The sequence below is a fragment of the Parasphingorhabdus pacifica genome (assembly GCF_054779195.1).
This window is the reverse complement of sequence record NZ_BAAGYS010000008.1, coordinates 427,989-450,228: the sequence shown is the minus strand read 5'-3', so window position 1 is coordinate 450,228 and position 22,240 is coordinate 427,989. Positions and strand designations below refer to the sequence as shown.

At 68.4% G+C, this 22,240-nt stretch carries 19 protein-coding genes; 12 read left to right on the top strand and 7 right to left on the bottom strand.

All coding sequences use genetic code 11. From position 1 onward, the window contains the following. Positions 1 to 173: 173 nt before the first annotated feature. From ACYVAN_RS13685 to crcB, 5 genes are all read left to right on the top strand, one after another. The gene (locus ACYVAN_RS13685) at positions 174 to 3,068 is read left to right on the top strand and encodes an FAD-binding and (Fe-S)-binding domain-containing protein (RefSeq protein ID WP_460959474.1); all 2,895 of its coding nucleotides are present in this window, start codon (positions 174 to 176) and stop codon (positions 3,066 to 3,068) included. A 109-nt stretch (positions 3,069 to 3,177) separates the two neighbouring features. Beyond that, positions 3,178 to 3,522: a hypothetical protein gene (locus ACYVAN_RS13680; protein ID WP_460959472.1), complete on the top strand. Its 345-nt coding sequence runs from the start codon at positions 3,178 to 3,180 to the stop codon at positions 3,520 to 3,522. 248 nt (positions 3,523 to 3,770) lie between these two features. Next, positions 3,771 to 4,274 carry a fluoride efflux transporter FluC gene (locus tag ACYVAN_RS13675; protein WP_460959470.1) on the top strand — a complete coding sequence of 168 codons (504 nt, stop codon included), beginning with the start codon at positions 3,771 to 3,773 and terminating at the stop codon, positions 4,272 to 4,274. After that, positions 4,271 to 4,621, top strand: coding sequence for a DUF190 domain-containing protein (locus ACYVAN_RS13670; RefSeq protein WP_460959468.1), 351 nt, complete (start codon positions 4,271 to 4,273; stop codon positions 4,619 to 4,621). The genes ACYVAN_RS13675 and ACYVAN_RS13670 overlap by 4 nt, the downstream gene beginning before the upstream one ends. Continuing rightward, the gene (crcB, locus tag ACYVAN_RS13665; protein ID WP_460959466.1) at positions 4,618 to 4,992 is read left to right on the top strand and encodes a fluoride efflux transporter CrcB; all 375 of its coding nucleotides are present in this window, start codon (positions 4,618 to 4,620) and stop codon (positions 4,990 to 4,992) included. The genes ACYVAN_RS13670 and crcB overlap by 4 nt, the downstream gene beginning before the upstream one ends. A 25-nt stretch (positions 4,993 to 5,017) precedes the next feature. Here the strand turns inward: crcB and ACYVAN_RS13660 are convergent, their stop codons facing one another. From ACYVAN_RS13660 to ACYVAN_RS13630, 7 genes are all read right to left on the bottom strand, one after another. After that, positions 5,018 to 5,740: an MgtC/SapB family protein gene (locus ACYVAN_RS13660; RefSeq protein WP_460959464.1), complete on the bottom strand. Its 723-nt coding sequence runs from the start codon at positions 5,738 to 5,740 to the stop codon at positions 5,018 to 5,020. A gap of 150 nt (positions 5,741 to 5,890) precedes the next feature. Next, positions 5,891 to 6,883: a VWA domain-containing protein gene (locus ACYVAN_RS13655; protein ID WP_460959462.1), complete on the bottom strand. Its 993-nt coding sequence runs from the start codon at positions 6,881 to 6,883 to the stop codon at positions 5,891 to 5,893. Next, on the bottom strand, positions 6,883 to 7,845 hold the full coding sequence (locus ACYVAN_RS13650; RefSeq protein WP_460959460.1) for a DUF58 domain-containing protein: 963 nt from the start codon (positions 7,843 to 7,845) through the stop codon (positions 6,883 to 6,885). The genes ACYVAN_RS13655 and ACYVAN_RS13650 overlap by 1 nt, the downstream gene beginning before the upstream one ends. 14 nt (positions 7,846 to 7,859) lie before the next feature. Further along, entirely contained in the window at positions 7,860 to 8,975 is a 1,116-nt protein-coding gene (locus tag ACYVAN_RS13645) for an AAA family ATPase (RefSeq protein WP_460959458.1), read from the bottom strand. A gap of 314 nt (positions 8,976 to 9,289) precedes the next feature. Beyond that, the gene (gene mobA / locus ACYVAN_RS13640) at positions 9,290 to 9,877 is read right to left on the bottom strand and encodes a molybdenum cofactor guanylyltransferase (protein WP_460959456.1); all 588 of its coding nucleotides are present in this window, start codon (positions 9,875 to 9,877) and stop codon (positions 9,290 to 9,292) included. A 114-nt stretch (positions 9,878 to 9,991) separates the two neighbouring features. Further along, positions 9,992 to 11,257, bottom strand: a complete 1,266-nt coding sequence (locus ACYVAN_RS13635; RefSeq protein ID WP_460959454.1) for an NlpC/P60 family protein — start codon at positions 11,255 to 11,257, stop codon at positions 9,992 to 9,994. A gap of 389 nt (positions 11,258 to 11,646) precedes the next feature. Continuing rightward, entirely contained in the window at positions 11,647 to 12,474 is an 828-nt protein-coding gene (locus ACYVAN_RS13630; RefSeq protein ID WP_460959452.1) for an SIR2 family NAD-dependent protein deacylase, read from the bottom strand. A 175-nt stretch (positions 12,475 to 12,649) separates the two neighbouring features. Between ACYVAN_RS13630 and ACYVAN_RS13625 the strand changes: the two genes are divergently transcribed. The 7 genes from ACYVAN_RS13625 to ACYVAN_RS13595 are packed head-to-tail and all read left to right on the top strand — an operon-like array spanning position 12,650 to position 22,236. Beyond that, entirely contained in the window at positions 12,650 to 14,020 is a 1,371-nt protein-coding gene (locus ACYVAN_RS13625; RefSeq protein WP_460959450.1) for an MFS transporter, read from the top strand. Next, on the top strand, positions 14,013 to 16,118 hold the full coding sequence (locus ACYVAN_RS13620) for a molybdopterin oxidoreductase family protein (protein WP_460959448.1): 2,106 nt from the start codon (positions 14,013 to 14,015) through the stop codon (positions 16,116 to 16,118). Before ACYVAN_RS13625 ends, ACYVAN_RS13620 begins: the two co-directional genes overlap by 8 nt. Then, positions 16,115 to 17,530: an FAD-dependent oxidoreductase gene (locus ACYVAN_RS13615; RefSeq protein ID WP_460959446.1), complete on the top strand. Its 1,416-nt coding sequence runs from the start codon at positions 16,115 to 16,117 to the stop codon at positions 17,528 to 17,530. Before ACYVAN_RS13620 ends, ACYVAN_RS13615 begins: the two co-directional genes overlap by 4 nt. Further along, on the top strand, positions 17,527 to 20,046 hold the full coding sequence (nirB, locus tag ACYVAN_RS13610; protein ID WP_460959444.1) for a nitrite reductase large subunit NirB: 2,520 nt from the start codon (positions 17,527 to 17,529) through the stop codon (positions 20,044 to 20,046). The genes ACYVAN_RS13615 and nirB overlap by 4 nt, the downstream gene beginning before the upstream one ends. Then, a complete protein-coding gene (nirD, locus tag ACYVAN_RS13605; RefSeq protein WP_460959442.1) occupies positions 20,043 to 20,366 on the top strand; it encodes a nitrite reductase small subunit NirD in 324 nt (107 codons plus the stop codon). The genes nirB and nirD overlap by 4 nt, the downstream gene beginning before the upstream one ends. After that, positions 20,363 to 21,550 carry a uroporphyrinogen-III synthase gene (locus ACYVAN_RS13600; RefSeq protein ID WP_460959440.1) on the top strand — a complete coding sequence of 396 codons (1,188 nt, stop codon included), beginning with the start codon at positions 20,363 to 20,365 and terminating at the stop codon, positions 21,548 to 21,550. Before nirD ends, ACYVAN_RS13600 begins: the two co-directional genes overlap by 4 nt. Then, positions 21,535 to 22,236 (top strand): sirohydrochlorin chelatase, encoded by a 702-nt coding sequence (locus ACYVAN_RS13595; protein WP_460959438.1) that lies wholly within the window; start codon positions 21,535 to 21,537, stop codon positions 22,234 to 22,236. Before ACYVAN_RS13600 ends, ACYVAN_RS13595 begins: the two co-directional genes overlap by 16 nt. Positions 22,237 to 22,240: the final 4 nt, after the last annotated feature.

Here is a 22,240-nt window from a genome sequence, read left to right as displayed (position 1 = left end):
CAAGATTCGTTTCGACCCGCCGAGACAGTATCGGCTACCAGCGGGTACTCCCTCATCGCGTAGGTACAGATATCGACGCGCCGTGTCGTGGCTCACCCACAACATGATGGACTGCAGCGAACTGCCAGCAGACACTGGCACCGATCCCGATCCTGGAGGAGTGGGCCCCCGAAATGACCGCCACACCTTCCACTGCGGCCGACGTGCCGGAATTCGCCGCGGACCTGCGCGCGGCACTCGACGGCCACGCCCGGTTCGACCCCGGCACGCGCGCGCTGTACGCCACCGACGCCTCGAACTACCGGCAGCTGCCGACCGGAGTCGTGTTTCCCCGAAACGACTCCGACGTCGCCGCGACGATCGCCTTCGCGCGCGAGCACGGCCTGCCCATCACCAGTCGCGGCGCCGGAACGAGCATCGCGGGCAACGCGGTGGGAACAGGGCTGGTCATCGACTTCGCCCGCCACATGAATCGGATACTCGACGTGGACCCGGAGGCCCGCACGGCCACCGTCCAGCCCGGTGTGGTCCTCGACACGCTTCGCTCCGCCGCCGCACCGCACGGTTTGACGTTCGGGCCCGATCCGTCCACCCACAGCCGTTGCACCCTCGGCGGCATGATCGGCAACAACTCGTGCGGCACTCACTCGGTGGCATGGGGCAAGACCGTCGACAACGTCCATTCCCTCGACCTGTTGCTCAGCGACGGCACGCGGCTGCGAGCGGGCCCCACTCCCCCGGAACAGCTCGACGCGCTCTGCGCCCGCGGCGACCGGATCGGACGACTCCACCAACAGCTGCGCTCGCTCGCCGACGACACCGGCGACCTCGTGCGCAGCTCCTTTCCCGATCTCACCCGCCGGGTCTCCGGATACAACCTCGACCAGTTGCTTCCCGAGAACGGTTTTCACCTCGCCCGCGCCCTCGTCGGGACCGAAGGCAGCTGCGCCACCGTGCTCGGGGCCACTGTCCGACTCGTCGAATCCCCCGCTGCGCGTGCGCTGACCGTCCTCGGTTTCGCCGACACCTACGCAGCGGCAGACGAGGTCACTCGCCTGCGCGGCCTGGGCGCGCTCGCCATCGAAGGACTCAGCCCCGAACTCGTCGACGTCGTCCGCCAGCGCAATCCGGAGTCACCGGCGCTCGGACTGCTTCCCGGCGGTCGCAGCTGGCTGTTGGTCGAGACCGGCGGCGAGGACCAGCGCGCGGCCGAAGCCGCCGCCCAGCGCATCGTGCGGACGATGGGCGACCGGACGGAGTCGGTGGTCCACACCGCACCTGCCCGCATCGCGGCGCTGTGGAAGATCCGCGAGGAAGGGTCCGGTTACTCCACCCGCATGTCGGATGGTTCGGAACGCTGGTCCGGCTGGGAAGACGCGGCCGTCCCGCCGGAAAACCTCGGTGCGTACCTGCGTCGTTTCGACGCGCTGCTCGAACGCTTCGGACGCCGCGGTGTCACCTACGGGCACTACGGCGACGGCTGCATCCACGTACGCATCGACTTCGACCTGTTGTCGGACTCCGGCGCGGCCCAGTACCGGTCGTTCATGGAAGCCGCCGCGGAGCTCGTGGTCTCCCACGGCGGCTCCGTCTCCGGCGAGCACGGTGATGGCCAGGCCCGTTCGGAGCTGCTGTCCACCATGTACCCGCCCGAAGTGATCAAGGCGTTCGAACGCTTCAAGCACGCCTTCGACCCCGAAGACCTGCACAATCCCGGGCAGATCGTGCGCCCGCGCTCGCTCGACTCCGATCTGCGGTTGCTGGTGGCGCCACCTCGTATCCCGAGCCGGACCACGCTCGCGCTGCACGAGGACGGCAACGACCTCGCCACCGCCACACGCCGGTGCGTCGGAATCGGCAAGTGCCTCAACCCCTCCGGTGGCGTCATGTGCCCCAGCTACCGGGTGACCAAGGACGAGAAGCACTCCACCCGCGGCCGGGCCCACCTACTGTTCGAGATGCTGGCGGGCAAGGTCGTCAAGGGCGGTTGGCGCTCCGAGGAGGTCCGCGACGCGCTGGACCTGTGCCTGTCCTGCAAGGGCTGCAAGACCGACTGCCCCGTCGGCGTGGACATGGCCACCTACAAGGCCGAGTTCCTGCACCGGCACTACCGGCACCGCCCACGCCCGGCATCGCACTACTCGATGGGGTTCCTGCCGCTGGCCCTCGCGGTGGGCCAGCACCTGCCCCGCATCACCAACGGATTGCTCAACGGTCCACTCGCGCCGCTGATCAAACGGCTGGGCGGCATCGCGCCGCAACGGAGCATCCCTGCCCTCGCGCCACGCACTCTTCGCTCCTGGTGGGCCGGGCGAGCAAGCACCACCGGTTCGGGAGGGACGACGCGCGCCGTGCTCTTCCCGGACACTTTCACCAACCACTTCGATCCGCACATCGGCCAGGACGCCGTTGCCGTAATGGAAGAACTGGGCCACACCGTCGAGTTCCCGCGCGGGCAGGTCTGCTGTGGACTCACGTGGCACTCCACCGGCCAGCTCGGAACGGCGCGGAAGGTGCTCCGCCGGACCGCACGCCTCCTTCGCCCCCAGATCGACGCGGGCATGCCGGTGGTCGGGCTCGAACCCAGCTGCACCGCGTTCCTGCGCAACGACGCGCTCGAACTCGCTCCGGGCGACCCCGACGTCACCGCCCTGGCCAAGGCCACCAAGACCTTCGCCGAATGGGTCGAACCCACCCGGGACCAGTGGCAGCGCCCCGACTCCGCTCCCACCACCGATGCCGTGGTGCAGATGCACTGCCACCAGTACTCCGAACTCGGGTTCCAAGCCGACCGGTCGGCCATGAACGCCGCCGGGGTCAACGCCGGTGTCCTGGATCCGCAATGCTGCGGACTCGCCGGAAACTTCGGATTCGAGAAGGGGCATTACGACGTGTCCATGGCATGCGCGGAGCAAACCCTCCTGCCCGCCGTTCGCGAGGCCGGCGCCGACACCGACGTCGTCGCCGACGGCTTCAGCTGCCGAACCCAGGTTCGCCAGGCCACCGACGCCGAGCCCGTGCACCTGGCGACCCTGATCGCTCGGGCACTCGGTCTCGACCGGCGATGAATCCCTGTTCGAGTGCACGCCACGGCCCGGCGGTGTGATCCGCCTGGCCGATCACGTCCAAGTCCGTTACTCCTGGAATGCCCGAAACACCGAGCACGAAGGAGTTGTGATGCGCGCTGGTTCCACCGCCGCGACGATCGCGGGAGCAGCCCTGCTGATGCTGGCAGGTCCCCTGTCCGTACACGCAGCCGAAGGCGACATCCTCTGGCAGGAGCCCTCCGGCCGGACACACGCGATCACCGACCCGGAAAACGGATCCTGCACGACCTTCAAGGACGAGCACGACAAACCCGTCACCGCTGCGCGCCTTGTCAACTACACCGACCACAAGGTCGAGGTCTACGAGAAGGCCGACTGCGGCGGCCCCAGCGTGTGGACCCTCGGCGCAGGCGAGGAATTCCCCGAAGACACCGCCAAGAGCGTCAAGGTCTGGGCCGACCACGAAGCTCCCTGACCCTCCGCACCGAACCGCTCGGGCGCTGTGGCCGCCGGGATCGTGCCAGCCCGGCGGCCACAGCATCGCCCACGCACGCTTGGTGAGAGGAGCCGGCGTGTCGGCTACGATCGGCGCACGGTGTCCGCGGGGGACGCCGTGCGGCGGTGGGGCCCGCCGCCTTCCCACCGCGGCACGGCGGCCGCCGACGGTCCCTGCTCAGCAGAGGTGTGCGCCCCCGTGGACGCCGCGCGAGTGGGGGTGTGTACATGGCAGCGAGTTCCTCCGAGGGTGCTGCGGAGTCCACCTGCCCTGGTGTTGACATGACGGTGCCCGCGCGCCGCCCGAAGCTGCTGCACGGGCAGTGGCTGGTGCTGATCGTGGTTGCCGTCGGCGGCGGGCTCGGAGCTGTCGGCAGATACGGGGCGGGGCTGTTGTGGCCGTCCGCCCCGAACGGATTCCCGATCACGACGCTGGGGATCAACCTCGTCGGGTGCGCGACGATCGGTGTGTTCATGGTGTTGATCACCGAGGTGTGGAGCGCGCACCGGTTGGTCCGCCCGTTCATCGGTACCGGCGTGCTGGGTGGGTTCACGACCTTTTCCACCTATGCCGTGGACATCCAACGCTTGGTGGCGACCGGCCACGTCGTGACGGGCACGCTGTACCTGGCGGTTACGCTGATCGCGGCGCTCGTGGCAGTGGGGACGGCCGCCGCGGCCACTCGAGCCCTGTTGGCAGGTAGACAGCGATGGGCCGGTAGACAGCGATGACGAGCGAGACCGGGCGGGCGATGCGGCTGATGGTCTTCGTCGGCGAGCACGATTCGTGGCACCACAAGCCGCTCTACAGCGAGATCGTGCACCGGGCGCACGCGGCCGGCCTGGCAGGCGCGTCGGTGTTTCACGGCATCGAGGGCTTCGGAACCTCCTCTCTGGTGCACACCCAGCGCTTGCTGTCGCTGAACGAGGACCTACCGGTCGTCGTGATCATCGTGGACACCGCAGAGCGGGTGCGGGCTTTCGTGCCGCAGCTGGACGAACTGCTCACCGCAGGTGCGGCGACTCTGGATGAGGTCGAATTGGTCCGCTGGGACTCCGAGAAGGACGACTCGCGGTGACCTGGCTGCTGGTCCTGATCGGGGCGATGATCGGCGCGCCTCTGCGGTACCTGACCGACCGGGTGGTGCAGGCCCGCCACGACACCGTGTTCCCATGGGGCACCTTCACCGTGAACATGGTCGGCTGCCTCGTTCTGGGCCTGATCACGGGGGCGACCGCTGCCGGTGCGGCGTCCTCCGAAGCGCTATTGCTGGTCGGTACCGGTCTGTGCGGAGCGTTGACCACATACTCGACGTTGTCCTACGAAACACTGCGCCTGCTCGAATCGGGAGCTCGGTTCTTCGCCGTGATCAACGCCCTGGGCAGCATCATCGCCGGTCTCGGTACGGCCTTCACCGGCATCGCACTCGCCCACGCTTTCTGGGGTTGAGCGCCACCACCGGTCGGACCGCCACTCAGAAACTCGCCTCGGTGCTGTCCCCCATCGCCACATGCAGCACGCCCGGCATCGAACTGATCTCCTCGATCAGGGAGGACACCGCCACCCCGCCCTGCAACCGCAGCGCCACCACCGCGGTCCGCTGCCGCTCACCATCGGTGTCCTCGCGCTCGATCTCCAGCCCCAAGACCTTCAGTCCCCGACTGGTACACAGGGTCAGCACCGCGCGCAGCACACCGTACCCATCCAAATACCCGATGCGGACCAGCTGCGGGTCACGAACCGAGCCGCGCACCCACCGGAGCACGCGCGGATACCCGACGACCACGAGAAAGTGCACGAACGTCGTGGCGGTCGCCAACACCACGAGCCCACCACCGCACGCCATACCGACGGCCGCGACCACCCACACCGTTGCGGCCGTGGTCAATCCACGCACGGCGTCCCGGCGCACGAAGATCAACCCACCACCGATGAAGCCGATCCCCGACACGATCTGGGAAGCCACCCGTGACGGGTCCAATGACACGCGTTCGAACGCGAGCATGTCGCCGAACGCGTACTTCGATACCAGCATGAACAGCGCCGCGCCCACTCCCACCAGCGTGTGCGTACGCAAGCCCGCGCTCTTCGCCCGGAACTCCCGCTCCAGGCCGATCAGACTGGAAAGGACCAGCGCGACCCCCAACTCCACCAGCAGGGGAACCTCGCGCAATCCGATCACAACCGCGTCCGTCACCCAGGCAACGTAACGCCGAAACCCACCCCGGGCAGCGGAACAACCTTCGGGGATCCGACCGGAACGACCGGTGATCAGCCCACTACGGTGATCAGCCGGCAGTCACCAAGATCGAGCGATCACCGCGATTCCGGTAGGCCCGCCACGACCTCACGGCAGCCGGCGACCGAAGAACAGCGACACCCCGGCGGCAACGATCGCCGCCAACGTACCCAGCACCAACCACGGTCTACTCGCATCCGCGCGCTTGATCTCGTAGCCGATCTGCTCACCCAACGTGTCGTACACCGACCGCAGCTGCTCGGCACTGGCCGCCTTGTGGAACTCACCGCCGGAAAGCCGCGCGATGTCCTTCATCGCCGCGTCGTCGACCTCCACCGGCTGCCGCTCACCCTCGATCTCGACGTAGCCGTGCTCGGTACCGAATGAGATCGTCGAAATGGGCACACCCGCGTCCTTCGACTCCTGAGCCTTGGTGAAAGCCCCCCTGGGCGCGTCCAACTCCCGCGGGATCGTCTGACCACCGTCGGCCAACAGCACGATCCGCGCAGGCGGAGCGCCCCCACCGCCCCCGGCGTTGCCGACCATCTTGCCGAACGAATCGATCGCCGACAGCGAAGCGTTGATCCCGTCACCGGTAGCCGTGGCCTCCGACAGCTTCAAACCATCGATCGCCTGCTTGACACTGGCGCGGTCCGGGGTCGGCATCACCATCACGGTCGCCGTCCCGGCGAACGACACCAGACCGAGGTTGATCCCCGGCGTGAGCTCGTCCGCGAACTCCTTCGCCGCGGTCTTCGCGGCCTCCAGCCTGCTCGGTGCCACGTCCTTGGACATCATCGACAAGGACACGTCGACCGTCAGCATCACCGTCGCCCGATTACGCGGGATCCGCTGCTCCGCGGTCGGTCCGGACAGCGCCACCGTCAGCAAGATGAGCGAGACCCCCAACAACGCCGCGGGGACGTGCTTCGGCCAACCCTGCCGCTTCGGCGCAACCCGATCCAGCACCTGCAGGTTGCTGAACCGCAGAACGTCCCGCTGCCGACGACGCTGAGCCCATACATAGCCCGCCACCAACAGCGCGACGACGAGAAGCAGCAGGAACCACAGCGGGGACGCGAACCCCCCGAAACTCAACATCAAGCCGCTCCCCCGGACCAGCCCCGTTTGCGCGCGACCACGAAGCGCACCACGTCGGCGATCCAATCAGAATCCGTTCGCAACACCAGGTGCGCGCACCCCGCGCGGCGCAGCGCCATCGCGACATCCTCTCGATGCGCCGCTGCTGCCGCTGCGAATTCCCTGCGCAGAACCGGCGTGGTTCGCACTTCGCGCTGCTTTCCCGTCTCCGGATCCGACAGCACGACGGTTCCCACGTCGGGCAGTTCCAGGTCGCGCGGATCGACGACCTCGATGGCCAGCAGCGAATGCCGCGCCCCCAGACCGCGCAACACCCGCTGCCAATCAGTCGGACCCAAAAAGTCCGAGATCACCACGGCCAGACCGCGCCTGCGCTGCGGGCGCCGCAATGATTCCAGCAACCTGCTCAAGTCGCCCCGCGTGCCCTCATCGGCGCGCGGCACCTCGGCGATCTTCCGCAGCAGAGCCCTGGCCTGCGCCGCCCCTCCCCGAGCCGGGAACCGCACGTGCTCGGATCCGTTGTCCACCACCGCACCGACCCGGTTACCACCACCGGTGGTCAGGTACGAGACGGCCGCCAACCCGGCGATCGCGAGTTCGCGCTTGTCGCACGCCGCGCTGCCGAAGTCCAGACTCGGCGACAGGTCGAGCGCGACCCAGGTCTCCAATTCCCGGTCGGCCACGGTCTGCCGGATGTGCGGTTCCGCCATGCGCGCCGTGACCGCCCAGTCCATCCGCCGCACGTCGTCACCGGGCTGGTACACCCTCGCCTCACCCGGCTCCGTTCCCGGCCCCGGAACGAGTCCCAGGTGGTTGCCCTGCAACAGACCGTCCAGGCGACCGCGCACGGTCAGCTCCAGCGACCGCAGCGCGGCGTGCATCCGACCGCTCTCCAAGGACGGTGGTGCCCAGGACGGCCGTTCGCCGTCCTCGCTCGGGCCGGGTTCGTCTTCCGCTGACACAGTCAACTCGTCCCTCACTGGCGCGGGTTCGTCCCCATCGGAGCCTGCCCTGATCCGGCTGGTTGCCCCATGGCCTGCGGGGCGTTCTGCGGACGTGCCGAGACCTGCGGCAGCGGAACCGCCTGCAACACGCGGTTGACGATGTGGTCCACCGGGACGTTGTCTGCGAGCGCGTCGTAGGAAAGGACCAACCGGTGTCGCAGGACATCGGGAACCACATCGACGACATCCTGCGGTAGCACGTAGTCACGTCCCCGGACCAGGGCCAGCGCCCGAGACGCGGCGACCACGCCCAAGCTCGCCCGCGGCGAAGCACCGTAGGAAATCCAGCCCGCGATGTCGGACATGCCGTGCTCGTTCGGAGCTCGCGTGGCCAACACCAACCGCACCACGTAGTCGACCAGGGCGTGGTGGACGAACACCTTCGAAGCGACCCCTTGCAGCCTGGTCAGCTCCCCCGGGTCGAGCACCGCGTCCGGGGCGGGCGAGCTGACACCCATCCGGTAGATGATCTCGCGTTCCTCCTCGGCGGAGGGGTAGCCGACGTGCAGCTTGAACAGGAAGCGGTCGCGCTGCGCTTCAGGAAGCGGGTAGACGCCCTCGTTCTCGATCGGGTTCTGGGTTGCCAGGACGAGAAACGGATCCGGCATCGGAAAGCTCTCGCCACCGATGGAGACGTGGCGCTCGGCCATGACCTCCAGCAGCGCCGATTGGACCTTCGCCGGTGCGCGGTTGATCTCGTCCGCGAGTACGAAGTTGGCCAGCACGGGGCCGAGTTCGACGTCGAACCGCTCGTCGCCCTGGCGGTAGATGCGGGTGCCGAGGATGTCCGCCGGAACCAGGTCGGGAGTGAACTGCAAGCGGGAGAACGATCCGCCGACGACCTGCGCGAAGGTCTCCACCGCGAGCGTCTTGGCCACACCGGGGACGCCTTCCAGCAGGATGTGACCCTTGGCCAGCAATCCGACCAGAATCCGTTCGATCAGCCGGTCCTGCCCGACGATCACGCGCTTGACCTCGAAGACGGTGCGCTCCAGCAGCTGCGCGTCCCGGGCCGGCGTGTTCACCTGCTCCACCGAGTGAGCGTCCGTGCCCGCGTTGTCGCCCTCGCCGTACCCGGCCTCGGTCACTTCTGGAACCTCCTGTTGCACCAACGGTCTGCTGGGTGCGATCCCACCCCCCGCAGCCACCGACCGTACTCGGCGGAATCTCGCAAGATCCTGGCACGCGGCAGACCCACCCGCGCGTGGGGGCATACACCTCCACCCGCACTCAACCCCATCGACGGTGTGACCGGTGTGAAGTGCCGTTTCCCTGCGTTTGGTTGATTTCCTGCCATCGGAGATTTAATTTCATTCGACACTGAAGTCACAGAGGTATTCGATATATGAAGCCGTGCGTGATCGCGGCAGCAACGTCGACGACGTTCAACGGAATCCTCAGATCAGAGCTTGCCTCTGGCCGCCCGCAACTCCTCCGGCGTGTCCACATCCACGGCTTCGGCATCCACCGCGGGTACCCGCACAGGCTCCAGCGCGGCGAGCAACCGCCGAACCGGCCGGTTCGTCGCTTCGGCAGGCATCACGTCGCGCAACGCCTCGATCCGCCAGGCCCCCACCAGCCACTGTGCGCGATCGTCCCGGTCGACCAACACCGCGCCGAAACTCGCCTGATCCCGCTCGGCGGTCTTCTCGCCCACTGCGGCAGCGAGCAGCCTCGACACCGTGTCGGTGGTCAGCCACGGATGATCGGCCGCCAGAACGACGACCAGCCCACTTTCGGTCGACACCCGTTGCAGCCCGGCCTGTATTCCTGCCAGTGGCCCGCCGCCGGGCGGGTCCTCACAAGCCCAGTGGACCTCGGTCGGCACCTCCCGCCGGGGGCCCACCACAACGATCTCGCGCGCCGACGCGACCACGTCGAGCGTGCGCCCCAGCAAGGACCGCCCACCGAGCGGCAGAGCCGGTTTGTCCACTCCGCCGAGTCGACGGCCTCGCCCTCCGGCCAGGATCACCGCGCTGAATTCGACCACCACAGCAAAATACTGACAGCAGCGAGCATCCCGCTTCCGCTGCCCATCGATATCTCGATCCGCAGGCATTTCACTCGCGGAATCGGGGCGGAGCGACGCGCGCGTCGATGCCGGTCAGAACATCCGGACCGCGTACGGAGCGAGCCCGCCGTACCGGACCGAAGTGACCCGTACCCGCGCACCGGAGTACGGCGCCTCCACCATGCGCCCGTTCCCGAGGTACAGCGCCACGTGGTGGATGCTGCCTCCAGATCGCCAGAACAGCATGTCGCCACGCCGCCTCTGCGAGACCGGCACACGCGTGCCCGACTGGTACTGATAGCCGCTGTAGTGGTCCAGGCTGACACCGACTCCCGCGAAGGCGTAGAGCATCAGTCCGGAGCAGTCGAAACCGGTCTTGAGGTAGTCACCATGCGCATCGGCGACCCCGCCGTCGCGGATTCCCTGGGTCGGCCCGTGCGCGTTGCCTCCGCCCCACGCGTAGATCGTTCCAGTTTGGGCGAGCGCTCGCTGCACGACGACTTCGACGGAACTCCCGGAGGCCACCTCCTGCGACGTCGACGTCTCTGTCGCCGCCTCGGCCTGTTCCGCCTGCTCCGCGGCCAGCTGTGCCGCGGCTTGTTCCTCTTCCCGTTTCGCGTTCAGCCACCGCTGGAACTCCTCGCGCTGACCTTCGAGGCCGTCGACCTGTTCCCGTGCCGCGACCAGCTCCGCCTCGACCTGCGCACGCTCGGCCTCGAACCCGCGTGCGCGTTGCCGCTGCGTTCGCTGGGCCTCGATTGCGGCGGTACGGGCCTGCTCGGCGGCACGTCGCGCACGGGCCGCGGTGGCGCGTTTGGCCTCCGCCTCTTCGGCCGCGTCCCGAGCCCGCGAATCGCGGTTGGCCCGCTGCACCCTTGCCCGCTGCAACTCGTCGAGGAGCTTCTGCTGGGAGACGCTGAGGACGTCGAGCATTTCCGCCCGGTCGAGCAGCTCCTCCGGGTGGTTCGATCCGACGTACGCGGTGGCCGAGCCGACCGAACTGCCCTGCCGATAACTGCCCGCCGCGAATCCGTCGAGACGCTTGCGCTGGCGCTCGACCCGCTTCCCCGCGTCCTCGACCTCGGCCGCCGCGCGCTCGGCGGTCCCGCGTGCCGCACGCGCGTCCCGTTCGGCGCGCTGCAGGTCGACCCTGGCCCGGTTCGCGTCCTCCATCGCGAGTTCGACCTCCGTGGTCAATCCCGCGAGTTTGGACTCCGCCTGTGCGAGCCGGTTGGTCAGCTCCCCCACTCTGGCGGCCGCCGTTTGCGATTCGAGGCGCCCGGCCTCGATCTCCCGGTCGCTGGGGTTGGGTGGCCGTGGCGGTACCGCGACACCTCCCGGAGCGACCGTGGCCGTCATGGCTGTTGCCAGCGACGCACAGAGCAAACAACGCACCACGGATAGGGGTCGAATCACGACCGCCACCTCCTGCCGCCGGAGCCTCCATTTGGAGCTGTCAGTTACTCCGAATGGATCGTACGGACGATCAGAGACTTCGCCACTTTTGTCCCAGCCGCATGCATCAGCACCGCGCAAACATGCCGACGCTTCAATCACTTGAACCACACGAGCGCCATGTGCTGCCGACGGCACCGTGCGAATCGGGGTGCGAAATGAGCGTCGAAACACGCCACGGGGAGCGGGTGTGGCAGGCCTGCCCCGTTCGGAAAGACTGGTCGCACCGAGTGGACTCCGGCGGTGTGCGCACGCCGAATCGGCAGAAGGCGCCGCGGGCGCGGACTTCCGGATCAGCTCCAGGTGCTGGGGTCTGCCCAGGTGTTCAACGGGCGTTGGTAGTCCACCCGAGGGACGGAAACGAGTTCGGGAAGCACCTCGTCAAGCGGCTCGTCCAGGACCGCCGAGGCCAACTCGTCGTAAGGAGTGGGCTCGGCGTTGCAGATCACGAGGGCCGCTCCGGCCTTGTTCGCCAGTTCGGCCAGGCCGGATGCCGGCGACACGGTCAGCGACGTTCCCGCTGCCAGGAAAAGGTCGCAGTCGAGCGCCGCGCCTCGCGCCGCGCGCAACACCTCCGCGTTCAGGGATTCACCGAACGAGACCGTGGTCGACTTGAGGATGCCGCCGCAGGACCGGCACTCCGGATCCTCTTCCCCTGCTGCCACGCGTTCCAGAACAGCGCGCATCGCTCCGGTGGCACCGCAGTCCCAGCACACCGCGCCGAACAGCGAGCCGTGCAGTTCGAGTACCTTCTCGCGGGTGAGCCCGGCCCGCTGGTGCAGGCCGTCCACGTTCTGCGTGATCAACGAGCCGAGACGACCATCGTTCTCCAGGTCGGTGAACGCGCGGTGGGCCGCGCTCGGCACCGCCTTCCACGCCGGGTGCTCGGACCTGTGCCGCCACGCCTGCTGCCGTACCTGCGGGTCGGCTAGGTAGCTGTCGATGTCGGTGAGGCGTTGCGCAGACGGGTTCTTGGTCCACACACCGTCGGGGCCGCGGAAGTCCGGGATTCCCGATGAGGTGGAGACACCGGCACCGGTCAGCGCCGTGATCCGACGGGCCGTGGCGAACAGTTCCCGAGCACGATCCCGCACCGCACGCCGGTCGGTGTCACGTTCCATCACGCCTCCAACGGTGCCATTTCCGGTTTCGGTGGGGTCATCGGCCCCGGTGGTGCCCTCACGCGTGGCGCCGACCCCGTGTGAGTACGGGTTTCCAACTCGGTAACTCGACCCGAGATCCCCCGAAACACCGTGCTCCTAACGTGGTCGCAGCACTGTTCGAGGAGGCTTCGAATTGACTACGACACTGGCTCCGCGGAGCAAACCCGGCCGTTGGGTCGACGGCTGGGATCCCGAGAACGCCGACTTCTGGGAACGTTCCGGAAAGCACATCGCTCGCAGAAACCTTTTCGTGTCCATCTTCTCCGAGCACATCGGTTTCTCGGTGTGGAGCCTGTGGTCGGTACTCGTACTGTTCATGTCACCGGAAATCGGGTTCGGATTCGCCGCCGGTGAGAAGTTCCTGCTCGTGGTCACGCCCACTCTCGTCGGCTCCCTCCTGCGGTTGCCCTACAGCTACGCGGTGACCCGGTTCGGCGGCCGGAACTGGACGATCTTCAGCACAGCGATCTTGCTGGTACCGGCACTGCTGGCGTTCTACTTCATCCAGCAACCGAGCACACCGCTGTGGGTCTTCATGGTGATCGGCGCGCTGGCCGGTGTCGGTGGCGGCAACTTCGCCTCGTCGATGACCAACATCACCAACTTCTACCCGCAGCGGCAGCAGGGCTGGGCGCTCGGACTCAACGCGGGCGGCGGCAACATCGGAGTCGCGGTGATCCAACTCGTCGGGCTGCTCGTGATCGCCACCGCCGGAGGCACGCACCCGTCCTACGTGGTCGCCGTCTACCTTCCGCTGATCGTGCTGGCGACGCTGCTGGCCGCGCTGCGCATGGACAACATCGACGCCGTGCGCGCCGAGCCCGGGATGCAGAAGCAAGCGGCGGGCAACAAGCACACCTGGTCGCTGTCGTTCCTCTACGTCGGAACGTTCGGTTCGTTCATCGGCTACAGCTTCGCGTTCGGCCTGGTGTTGCAGAGCCAGTTCGACTTCACCCCGCTGCAGGCGGCGTCCTGCACGTTCCTCGGCCCGCTGCTCGGATCGCTGACCCGCCCCGCCGGCGGATGGATGTCCGACCGCTGGGGAGGCGCCAGAGTGACCTTCGGCACCTTCATCGGCATGGCGGCAGGCACCGCGCTGCTGCTGGCCGCCTCGATGCAGAACTCGTTCGCGCTGTTCCTGCTGGCGTTCACGATGCTGTTCGTACTCAGCGGGATCGGCAACGGATCCGTCTTCAAGATGATTCCGGTCGTCTTCGCCAGGCAAGCAGAGGCGGAAGTGACCGGAGGACACAGCGTCCAGGCCGCGTTCGCGCAGGCCCGACGGCTGTCCGGCGCGGTGATGGGCATTTCGGGCGCGGTCGGCGGCCTCGGTGGCGTGCTGATCAACCTCACCTTCCGCGGCTCCTACAGCGGCCCGGAGGGCACGGGTGACCTCGCGTTCGCCGCGTTCCTCTGCTTCTACGCGGCGTGCGTTGTGATCACCTTCTGGATGTACCTGCGCCACGAACCCGCATCGACCCGTCCGGAGGCGACCCGTGCCTGAGCTGCGAACGGTGGTGACGCACTGCCCCTACTGCGCATTGCAGTGCGGTACCCGGTTGACCAAGGAACGCGACGGCGTGGACGTCCGCCCGTTGCAGGACTTCCCGGTCAACCAGGGCGGGCTGTGCCAGAAGGGTTGGACGGCACCGAGCCTGCTGGAGACACCCGACCGGCTCCGGCACCCGCAGGTGCGGCGCGGCGGCAGGCTCGTCCCCGTCGACTGGGACACCGCGTTGGAGGCCATCGCGGCCGGACTGCGCGGTATCCAGCAGCAGCACGGCCCCGACTCGGTGGGAGTGTTCGGCGGCGGCGGACTGACCAACGAGAAGGCGTACCTGTTGGGCAAGTTCGCCCGGTTGGCGCTGGGTACCAGCCAGATCGACTACAACGGCCGGTTCTGCATGTCCGCGGCGGCCGCCGCGGGCACCGCCGCGTTCGGCGTGGACCGCGGCCTGCCGTTCCCAGTGACCGACCTGGGCGGAGCAGACGCGATCCTGCTGGCGGGAGCAAACGTCGCCGAGACGATGCCACCGCTGATGCAGCACCTGAACCAGGCCGATTTGGTCGTCATCGATCCCCGCCGCACCGCGACCGCCGAGCGGGCCGCGCTGCACTTACAGCCCGCCCCCGGCACCGACCTCGCACTCGCCCTGGGGCTGCTGCACATCGCGGTGGCCGATGGCCACGCCGACGTCGACTACGTCCGAGAGCGGACCAGCGGCTTCGACCAGGCGTGGCAGCGTGCGATGACGTGGTGGCCGGAACGCGTCGAACGCGTCACCGGAGTGCCGGTCACCGACCAGCGGGCGGCGGTGCGCATGCTCGGTGATGCCGAACGGACCTTCGTCCTCACCGGGCGGGGGGCCGAGCAGCACAGCAACGGCGCGGACACGGTGGCCGGGTTCATCAACCTGGCCTTGGCGCTCGGGCTGCCCGGTCGGGACGGCAACGGTTACGGGTGCGTGACCGGACAGGGAAACGGCCAAGGTGGACGTGAGCACGGCCAGAAGGCCGACCAACTCCCCGGCTACCGGATGATCACCGATCCGGCCGCGCGTGAGCACATCGCCGAGGTCTGGGGAGTCGAACCGGACACGCTCCCAGGGCCCGGCCGCAGCGCCTACGAGCTGTTGGACTCGCTGGGCACCGAAACCGGCCCGCGCGGACTCCTGGTGTTCGGGTCGAATCCCGCTGTCTCGTCACCGAACGCCGGGCACATCACCGAACGACTCGGGGCACTGGACCTGCTGGTCGTCGCCGACTTCGTCCCGTCCGAGACAGCGGCGATGGCGGACGTGGTCCTGCCGGTCACGCAATGGGCCGAGGAAGAAGGCACCATGACCAACCTCGAAGGCCGGGTGTTGCGGCGCCGCCGACTGCAGGCCCCGCCTTCGCACGCCCGCTCGGACCTGGAAGTCCTGCACGGCTTGGCCACTCGCCTCGGCGAACCGGGCCACCGCTACCCCACCTCGCCACGCGAGGTGTTCGACGAGCTGCGGCGTGCCTCCCGCGGAGGGCGGGCCGATTACTCCGGGATCAGCTACGAACGCCTCGACTCCGGTGAGGCGTTGCACTGGCCGTGCCCGGATATCGACCACCCGGGAACACCGCGGTTGTTCCTGGACGACTTCGCCCGCCCCGACGGGCGGGCCCGCTTCGCCGAGGTCGAGCACCGCGACTCCGCGGAACCGAACACGGCGGACTTTCCGCTGTACGCGACGACCGGGCGGGTGCTCGCGCAGTACCAATCGGGGGCGCAGACGCGCCGGGTCGACGAACTCAACTCGGCCGCACCCGAACCGTTCGTCGAGGTCCACCCGGACACCGCCGAGCGCGCGGGCATACGCGGCGGTCGACTCGCCGTGATCAGCTCGCCCCGGTCGAGCGTCGTGGCTCGGGTACGGCTGGTCGGCACGCTGCGCACGGACACCGTCTTCCTGCCGTTCCACTTTCCCGGCGAAGGACGCGCGAACCTGATCACCAGCGACGCGCTCGATCCCCGCAGCAAAATGCCCGGGTTCAAGGTGTGCTCGGCCCGGATCGAACCCTACGAATCGGCCGACTGCTCCGTGCGCACCGACGAGGAGGTCCGCGCATGAGCGACGTGCTGATCATCGGGAACGGTCCCGCCGCACATCGCCTCGCCGAACGTCTTCACCACCACGGCCACAGCGGCGCGATCACGGTCCTCGGTGCCGAGCCGCGTCCCGCCTACAACCGGATCCTGCTCGGTTCGGTTCTCGATCACACGCTCACCGCCTCGGCGGTGACGCTTCCGGAACTCCCCGAAGGGGTTCGGGTGGAGCTCGGCGTGACTGTCACCGAGATCGATACCGCCGAGAAGCTCGCGCGTACCGACGACGGGCAAACCCACCACTACGACGAGCTGGTGCTGGCGACCGGCGCGCGGGCGCGAATTCCGGACACCCCCGGTGTGCTCACCGGCGCGGACGAGTACGCCGACGGTGTCGTCACCATGCGGACCCTCGACGACTGCGAGCGGATCAACGACTCCGCCGCGAACGCGGTGGTACTGGGCGGTGGGATTCTCGGGGTCGAGGTGGCCCGGGGGCTGCAGGGCAGGGGCGTCGAGGTCACCCTGGTGCACCCCAAGCCCTATCCGATGGACCGCCAGCTCGATCCGGTCGGCGGCCGCATGCTCACCTCGAGCCTGAACGATTTGGGGGCTCGGACGCGGTTGGATCGCAAAGCGGTCGCCTACGAGCCCGGCAAGCTCACCCTCGACGACGGGGAGGTCCTGGCCGCCGACGTGCTCGTCCTCTGCACGGGTGTGGTCCCGGAGACCGAACTCGCGGAGCCCGCCGGTCTCGCGGTGGGACGCGGCGTGGTGGTCGATGATCGGCTGGGCACCAGTGATCCGCACGTGCACGCGCTCGGCGACTGCGCGGAACACCGCGGCGATGTTCCGGGATTGATCGCTCCGGCGTGGGACCAGGCCGAAGTGCTCGCCCAAGTGCTCACCGGCGCTCAGGCCCGATACTCCGGTACGAGCACCGTCACCAGGTTGAAGGCTCGTGGGATCGATCTGGCCTCGATCGGCTCGGTGGCGGCGCTGGACAGCCCCGATGCCGAGCTCGTGACGCTGTCGGACCCAGCGCGTGGCCGCTACGCGAAACTCGCGCTGCAGGACGAGCGGGTCACCGGAGCGGTGCTGCTCGGCTTCCCGCAGGCCATCGCCTCGATCAGTCAGCTGCACGACCGGGATCTCCCGGTGCCGTTCGACCGGCTCGGACTACTGCTGGGCACCGCGACCGCCGAAAGTTCGGCCCCCACCGAGGTGCCCGCCGATTCGGTCGTCTGCCGCTGCAACAACGTGACCAAGAAGGCCCTGATCCGGGCTTTCGACAACGGTGCACGCGAGGTCGCCGACCTCGCCAAGGCCACCCGCGCCACCACCGGGTGCGGCGGGTGCACCGATGACGTTCGCCGCATGTGCGGCTCGCTGAAGACCAACGGATCCGAACTGACCGAACAGGAGGGCGCCGCATGACCCGCACGCTCGTCGTCGTCGGCCACGGAATGGTCGGCCACCGCCTCATCGAGGACCTTCGCGCCCGTGATGCCGCGGACACCTGGCGGATCGTGGTGCTGGCCGAGGAATCCCGGCCTGCCTACGACCGCGTCGCCCTTTCGTCCTATCTGGACGGCAAGAGCGCCGAGGACCTCAGCCTGGCGGACCACGACTTCCTCGAAGACCCGATGGTCGACCTCCGGCTCGACACCGGCGCCGCGCACATCGACCGGCAGGCCCGCGTGGTGACCACCACCGGCGGTGGCGAACTCGGTTACGACGCGCTCGTGCTCGCCACCGGCTCACGTCCGTTCGTACCACCGGTTCCAGGCCACGACCTCGAAGGTTCGTTCGTCTACCGGACGCTCGACGACCTCGACCTGATCCGCGAGGCAGCGGTCGAAGGACGCCCCGGCACGGTGATCGGCGGTGGTCTGCTCGGTCTGGAGGCGGCCAATGCGCTGCGCCTGCTGGGAATGCGACCGCACGTGGTCGAGATGGCACCCCGGTTGATGCCGCTGCAGGTCGACGAGGGCGGCGGGCAGGTCCTGGCCGACCTGGTCGAGAAGCTCGGACTGGATCTGCACTGCGGCGCCGCGACCCAGTCCATCGATGCCGACGACCAGGGCAGGGTGCGCGGGGTCACGCTGGCGGACGGGACCAGTTTCGACAGCGACCTGGTGCTCTTCTCCGCCGGGATCCGCCCCCGCGACGAGCTGGCCGAACCCACCGGTTTGGAACGGGCCGACCGCGGCGGGATCCTCGTCGACGACCGCTGCCGCACCACCGACCCCCACATCTGGGCCATCGGTGAATGCGCGGCGGTGGGAGGCCGGTGCTACGGCCTCGTCGCGCCCGGATACAGCATGGCCGAGCTCGTCGTCGAGCAACTCCTGGAACTCGGCGACGCACCGTTCCCCGGTGCCGACATGTCCACCAAGCTCAAGCTGTTGGGCGTGGACGTGGCCAGCTTCGGCGACGCCCACGGCGCCACCGACGGCGCGTTGGAAGTCGTCTACGCCAACAACGCCGCAGGCACCTACGCCAAGCTCGTCCTCAGCGACGACGCGCGCACACTGCTGGGCGGCGTGCTGGTCGGCGACGCGAGTGCCTATTCCGTGCTGCGACCGCTGGTCGACCGCGAACTTCCCGCGCCTCCCGAACAACTGCTGCTTCCGGCGGGCAGCGGAGTCGATTCCGGGGCGCTGCCGGGGGACGCCGTCATCTGCTCCTGCAACAACGTGTCCAAGCAGGACATCACCACGGCGATCGACGAACGGGAGCTGGAGGACGTCGCGGCGGTCAAGGGCTGCACCAAAGCCGGTACCAGCTGCGGGTCCTGCGTGCCCATGCTCAAGAACCTGCTCGCCGAATGCGGCGTGAGCACGTCGAACGCGCTGTGCGAGCACTTCTCGCAGTCCCGCGCGGAACTGTTCGAGATCATCCAGGCCACCGGGATCACGTCGTTCTCCGAACTGATCGCCAAGCACGGCGCGGGACGCGGCTGCGATCTGTGCAAGCCCGCGGTGGCCTCGATCCTGGCCAGCCTCGGCAACGGGCACATCCTCGAAGGTGAGCAAGCCGGCCTGCAGGACACCAACGACCGGTTCCTGGCCAACATGCAACGCAACGGCACCTACTCGGTGGTTCCCCGGGTTCCCGGTGGGGAGATCACGCCCGACAAGCTGATCACGATCGGCGAGGTCGCCAAGGAATTCGGTCTATACACCAAGATCACCGGCGGTCAGCGCATCGACATGTTCGGCGCGCGGGTCGAACAGCTGCCCGAGATCTGGCGGCGGCTGGTCGAAGCGGGGTTCGAGTCCGGACACGCCTACGGCAAGGCTCTCCGCACCGTGAAGTCCTGCGTAGGAAACGACTGGTGCCGGTACGGAGTGCAGGACTCGGTGTCGATGGCCATCCGTCTGGAACTGCGCTACCGGGGGTTGCGGTCACCGCACAAGCTCAAGTCGGGTGTTTCCGGTTGCGCCCGGGAATGCGCCGAGGCCAGGTCCAAGGACTTCGGGATCATCGCGACCGACAAGGGGTGGAACCTCTACGTCGGCGGCAACGGCGGTTTCACCCCGCGGCACGCCGAACTGCTCGCCGCCGATCTCGGCGACGAGGAACTGATCCGGCTCGTCGACCGGTTCCTGATGTTCTACGTGCGTACCGCCGACCGGTTGCAGCGCACCTCGGCGTGGATCGAGTCGCTGGAAGGCGGACTCGATCACCTCCGAGAGGTCGTCGTCGACGACTCCCTCGGCATCGCCGAGGAGCTCGAGACAGCCATGGAGCAGCACGTCGACGGTTATCAGGACGAGTGGGCCGGCGTGCTGACCGATCAGGAGAAGCTCAGCAGGTTCGTGTCCTTCGTCAACGCGCCTGAAGCGCCCGACCCGACGATCGGCTTCACCGAGGAGCGTGGGCAGATCCGCCCGGCCCGGGTGTCCCTTCCCATGCCGTCGACGAGGAAACCGGAGGTACTGGCATGAGCTGGCAGCGGGTGTGCGAGTTCGACAAGTTGCGTCCCGAGCTCGGGATTCCCGCATTGTTCGAGGAACAACCGGTGGCCGTGTTCCGGACGCTCGACAACGAGCTTTTCGCCGTCGGCAACGTGGATCCGTTCTGCGGGGCCGGGGTGATGAGCAGGGGCATCGTCGGGGATCGCGAGGGTGAGCCGACCGTCACCTCCCCCATGCTCAAGCAGGTGTTCTCGTTGCGCACCGGGCATTGCCTCGACACGCCGGAGGCACGCCTGCCCACGTTCGCGGTCCGGCTGCGCGACGACGTCGTGGAGATCGGACAGTCGTGACTTCGTCCTCCTCCACCGCGGTCAGTGGCCCGAAGCAGGAGCTCGCGCCACTGACCGGTTGCACCATCGGCGTCACCGCCGCGCGCCGGGCAGGCGAGCTCGGTTCCCTTCTCGAACGGAACGGCGGCCGAGTCGTGTACGGCACAGCGCTCCGGATCCTGCCGATGGCCGACGACACCGAGCTGCGGCGCGTCACCGAAGCGTGCCTCGATCGACCACCCGATGTGGCCGTGGCCACCACCGGGGTCGGATTTCGCGGCTGGGTGGAGGCGGCCGAGAGCTGGGGCATGGGTGCGGAACTGCTCGAATCGCTGCGTGGGGCCCGCGTGCTCGCGCGGGGGCCGAAGGCTCGTGGCGCGGTTCGAACCGCGGGGCTGCCGGACGCATGGTCCCCGGACTCCGAGTCGTCGGGTGAACTCCTGGAACATCTGCTCGGTGAGTCGCTGCTGGGAGTGCGGGTCGCCGTCCAGCTGCACGGGCAACCGCTTTCCGACTTCGTCGAGACGTTGCGCTGCGCGGGAGCCGAGGTGATCGAGGTTCCGGTCTACCGCTGGACCACCCCGGCCGATCCGGTTCCTCTGGAGAACCTGCTGCAGTCGGTGTGCGCGCGAGAAGTCGATGCCGTGACCTTCACCAGTGCTCCGGCAGCGGCGAGCATGCTCGCGGTCGCGACCCGGCTGGGAGTGCGAGACGATCTGCTCTCCGCACTGAACGGTCCGGTACTCGCCGCCTGCGTGGGTCCGGTCTCGGCCGGTCCGTTGTCCGAACTGGACGTGCCCGTGATCTTTCCGGCCCGATTCCGGGTCGGCGCGCTGGTTCGCACGCTGTGCGAAGTGCTGCCCCAGCGTTCTCCTCGCCTGCCGGTGGCAGGTCACGAACTCCAGCTCCGCGGGAACGCCGCCGTGGTCGACGGCATTCCGAAGCCGTTGTCCCCGAACGCGCGCGCACTGCTGCGCGCGCTGGCCGAACATCCCGGCCACGTGGTGCCCCGGAGCGCACTCGCCGCAGCCGTCAACTCCACTTCCGAGCCCGGGCGACCGGTGGACGAGCACGCGGTCGAACAGGCGATCGCCCGGTTACGGGCGGCCTTGGGCGCTCCCGAACTCGTGCAGACCGTCATCAAGCGCGGTTACCGGTTGCCCCTGGAACCGATGAAGGACTCACCTCGATGCGCAGTTCCGTGACCCCGTCCTCCAGCACCCTCCTGCTCGTCGCACACGGCACTCGTTGCCCGGCGGGCCCCGAGGTCATCGAGGCGCTCAGCGCTGCCGTCTCGTCCCGGCTCGACGTGCCGGTGCGTGCGGCCTACGTCGATGTCATCGGCCCCACCGTGGCCGAAGCACTAGCCTCGATCGAGGGGCCGGTGGTGGCCCTGCCCGCCTTCTTGGCCGCGGGTTACCACGTGCGGACCGATCTCCCGGAGCAGCTCGCGGCGACCGGGCGTCATTCCGAGGTGCTCGTCGTTCCTCCTCTCGGCCCGTCCCGGCCGCTGGCCGAGGCGATGCTCGGACGTCTCACCGAAGCCGGGTGGCGGCCGGGTGATCGGGTGTTGTTCTCGGCCGCGGGATCCTCGGATCCGCGCGCGCTGGGCGATGTGCGCACCGCCGCACAACTGCTGGGCGAACTGTGCGAGCAGCGGCTGGCACCGAGTTTCGTGAGCACCGCCGATCCGCTCACCGGTGATCTCTGCACCGATGAGCGGAACGTCTTCATCGCTCCGTACCTGCTCGCGCCCGGACTGTTCCACCAGCGGCTCACCGACTTCGACGTGATCGGGGTCGCCGACCCCATCGGGGCACATCCGTTCGTGGTCGAGTTGATCGTCAACCGCTACCGGCAGGTTCGCCGGGAGTGCGCCCCTGCCGCTTGAACCG

Bases quoted from the DNA above. Each gene is read 5' to 3' on its own strand.
- ACYVAN_RS13670 (WP_460959468.1), top strand. From the start codon at position 4,271: ATGACGAGCGAGACCGGGCGGGCGATGCGGCTGATGGTCTTCGTCGGC.
- ACYVAN_RS13630 (WP_460959452.1), bottom strand. From the start codon at position 12,474: ATGGAACGTGACACCGACCGGCGTGCGGTGCGGGATCGTGCTCGGGAA.
- ACYVAN_RS13655 (WP_460959462.1), bottom strand. From the start codon at position 6,883: ATGTTGAGTTTCGGGGGGTTCGCGTCCCCGCTGTGGTTCCTGCTGCTT.
- nirB (WP_460959444.1), top strand. From the start codon at position 17,527: ATGACCCGCACGCTCGTCGTCGTCGGCCACGGAATGGTCGGCCACCGC.
- ACYVAN_RS13635 (WP_460959454.1), bottom strand. From the start codon at position 11,257: ATGACGGCCACGGTCGCTCCGGGAGGTGTCGCGGTACCGCCACGGCCA.
- nirD (WP_460959442.1), top strand. From the start codon at position 20,043: ATGAGCTGGCAGCGGGTGTGCGAGTTCGACAAGTTGCGTCCCGAGCTC.
- ACYVAN_RS13615 (WP_460959446.1), top strand. From the start codon at position 16,115: ATGAGCGACGTGCTGATCATCGGGAACGGTCCCGCCGCACATCGCCTC.
- ACYVAN_RS13680 (WP_460959472.1), top strand. From the start codon at position 3,178: ATGCGCGCTGGTTCCACCGCCGCGACGATCGCGGGAGCAGCCCTGCTG.
- ACYVAN_RS13675 (WP_460959470.1), top strand. From the start codon at position 3,771: ATGGCAGCGAGTTCCTCCGAGGGTGCTGCGGAGTCCACCTGCCCTGGT.
- ACYVAN_RS13685 (WP_460959474.1), top strand. From the start codon at position 174: ATGACCGCCACACCTTCCACTGCGGCCGACGTGCCGGAATTCGCCGCG.
- ACYVAN_RS13595 (WP_460959438.1), top strand. From the start codon at position 21,535: ATGCGCAGTTCCGTGACCCCGTCCTCCAGCACCCTCCTGCTCGTCGCA.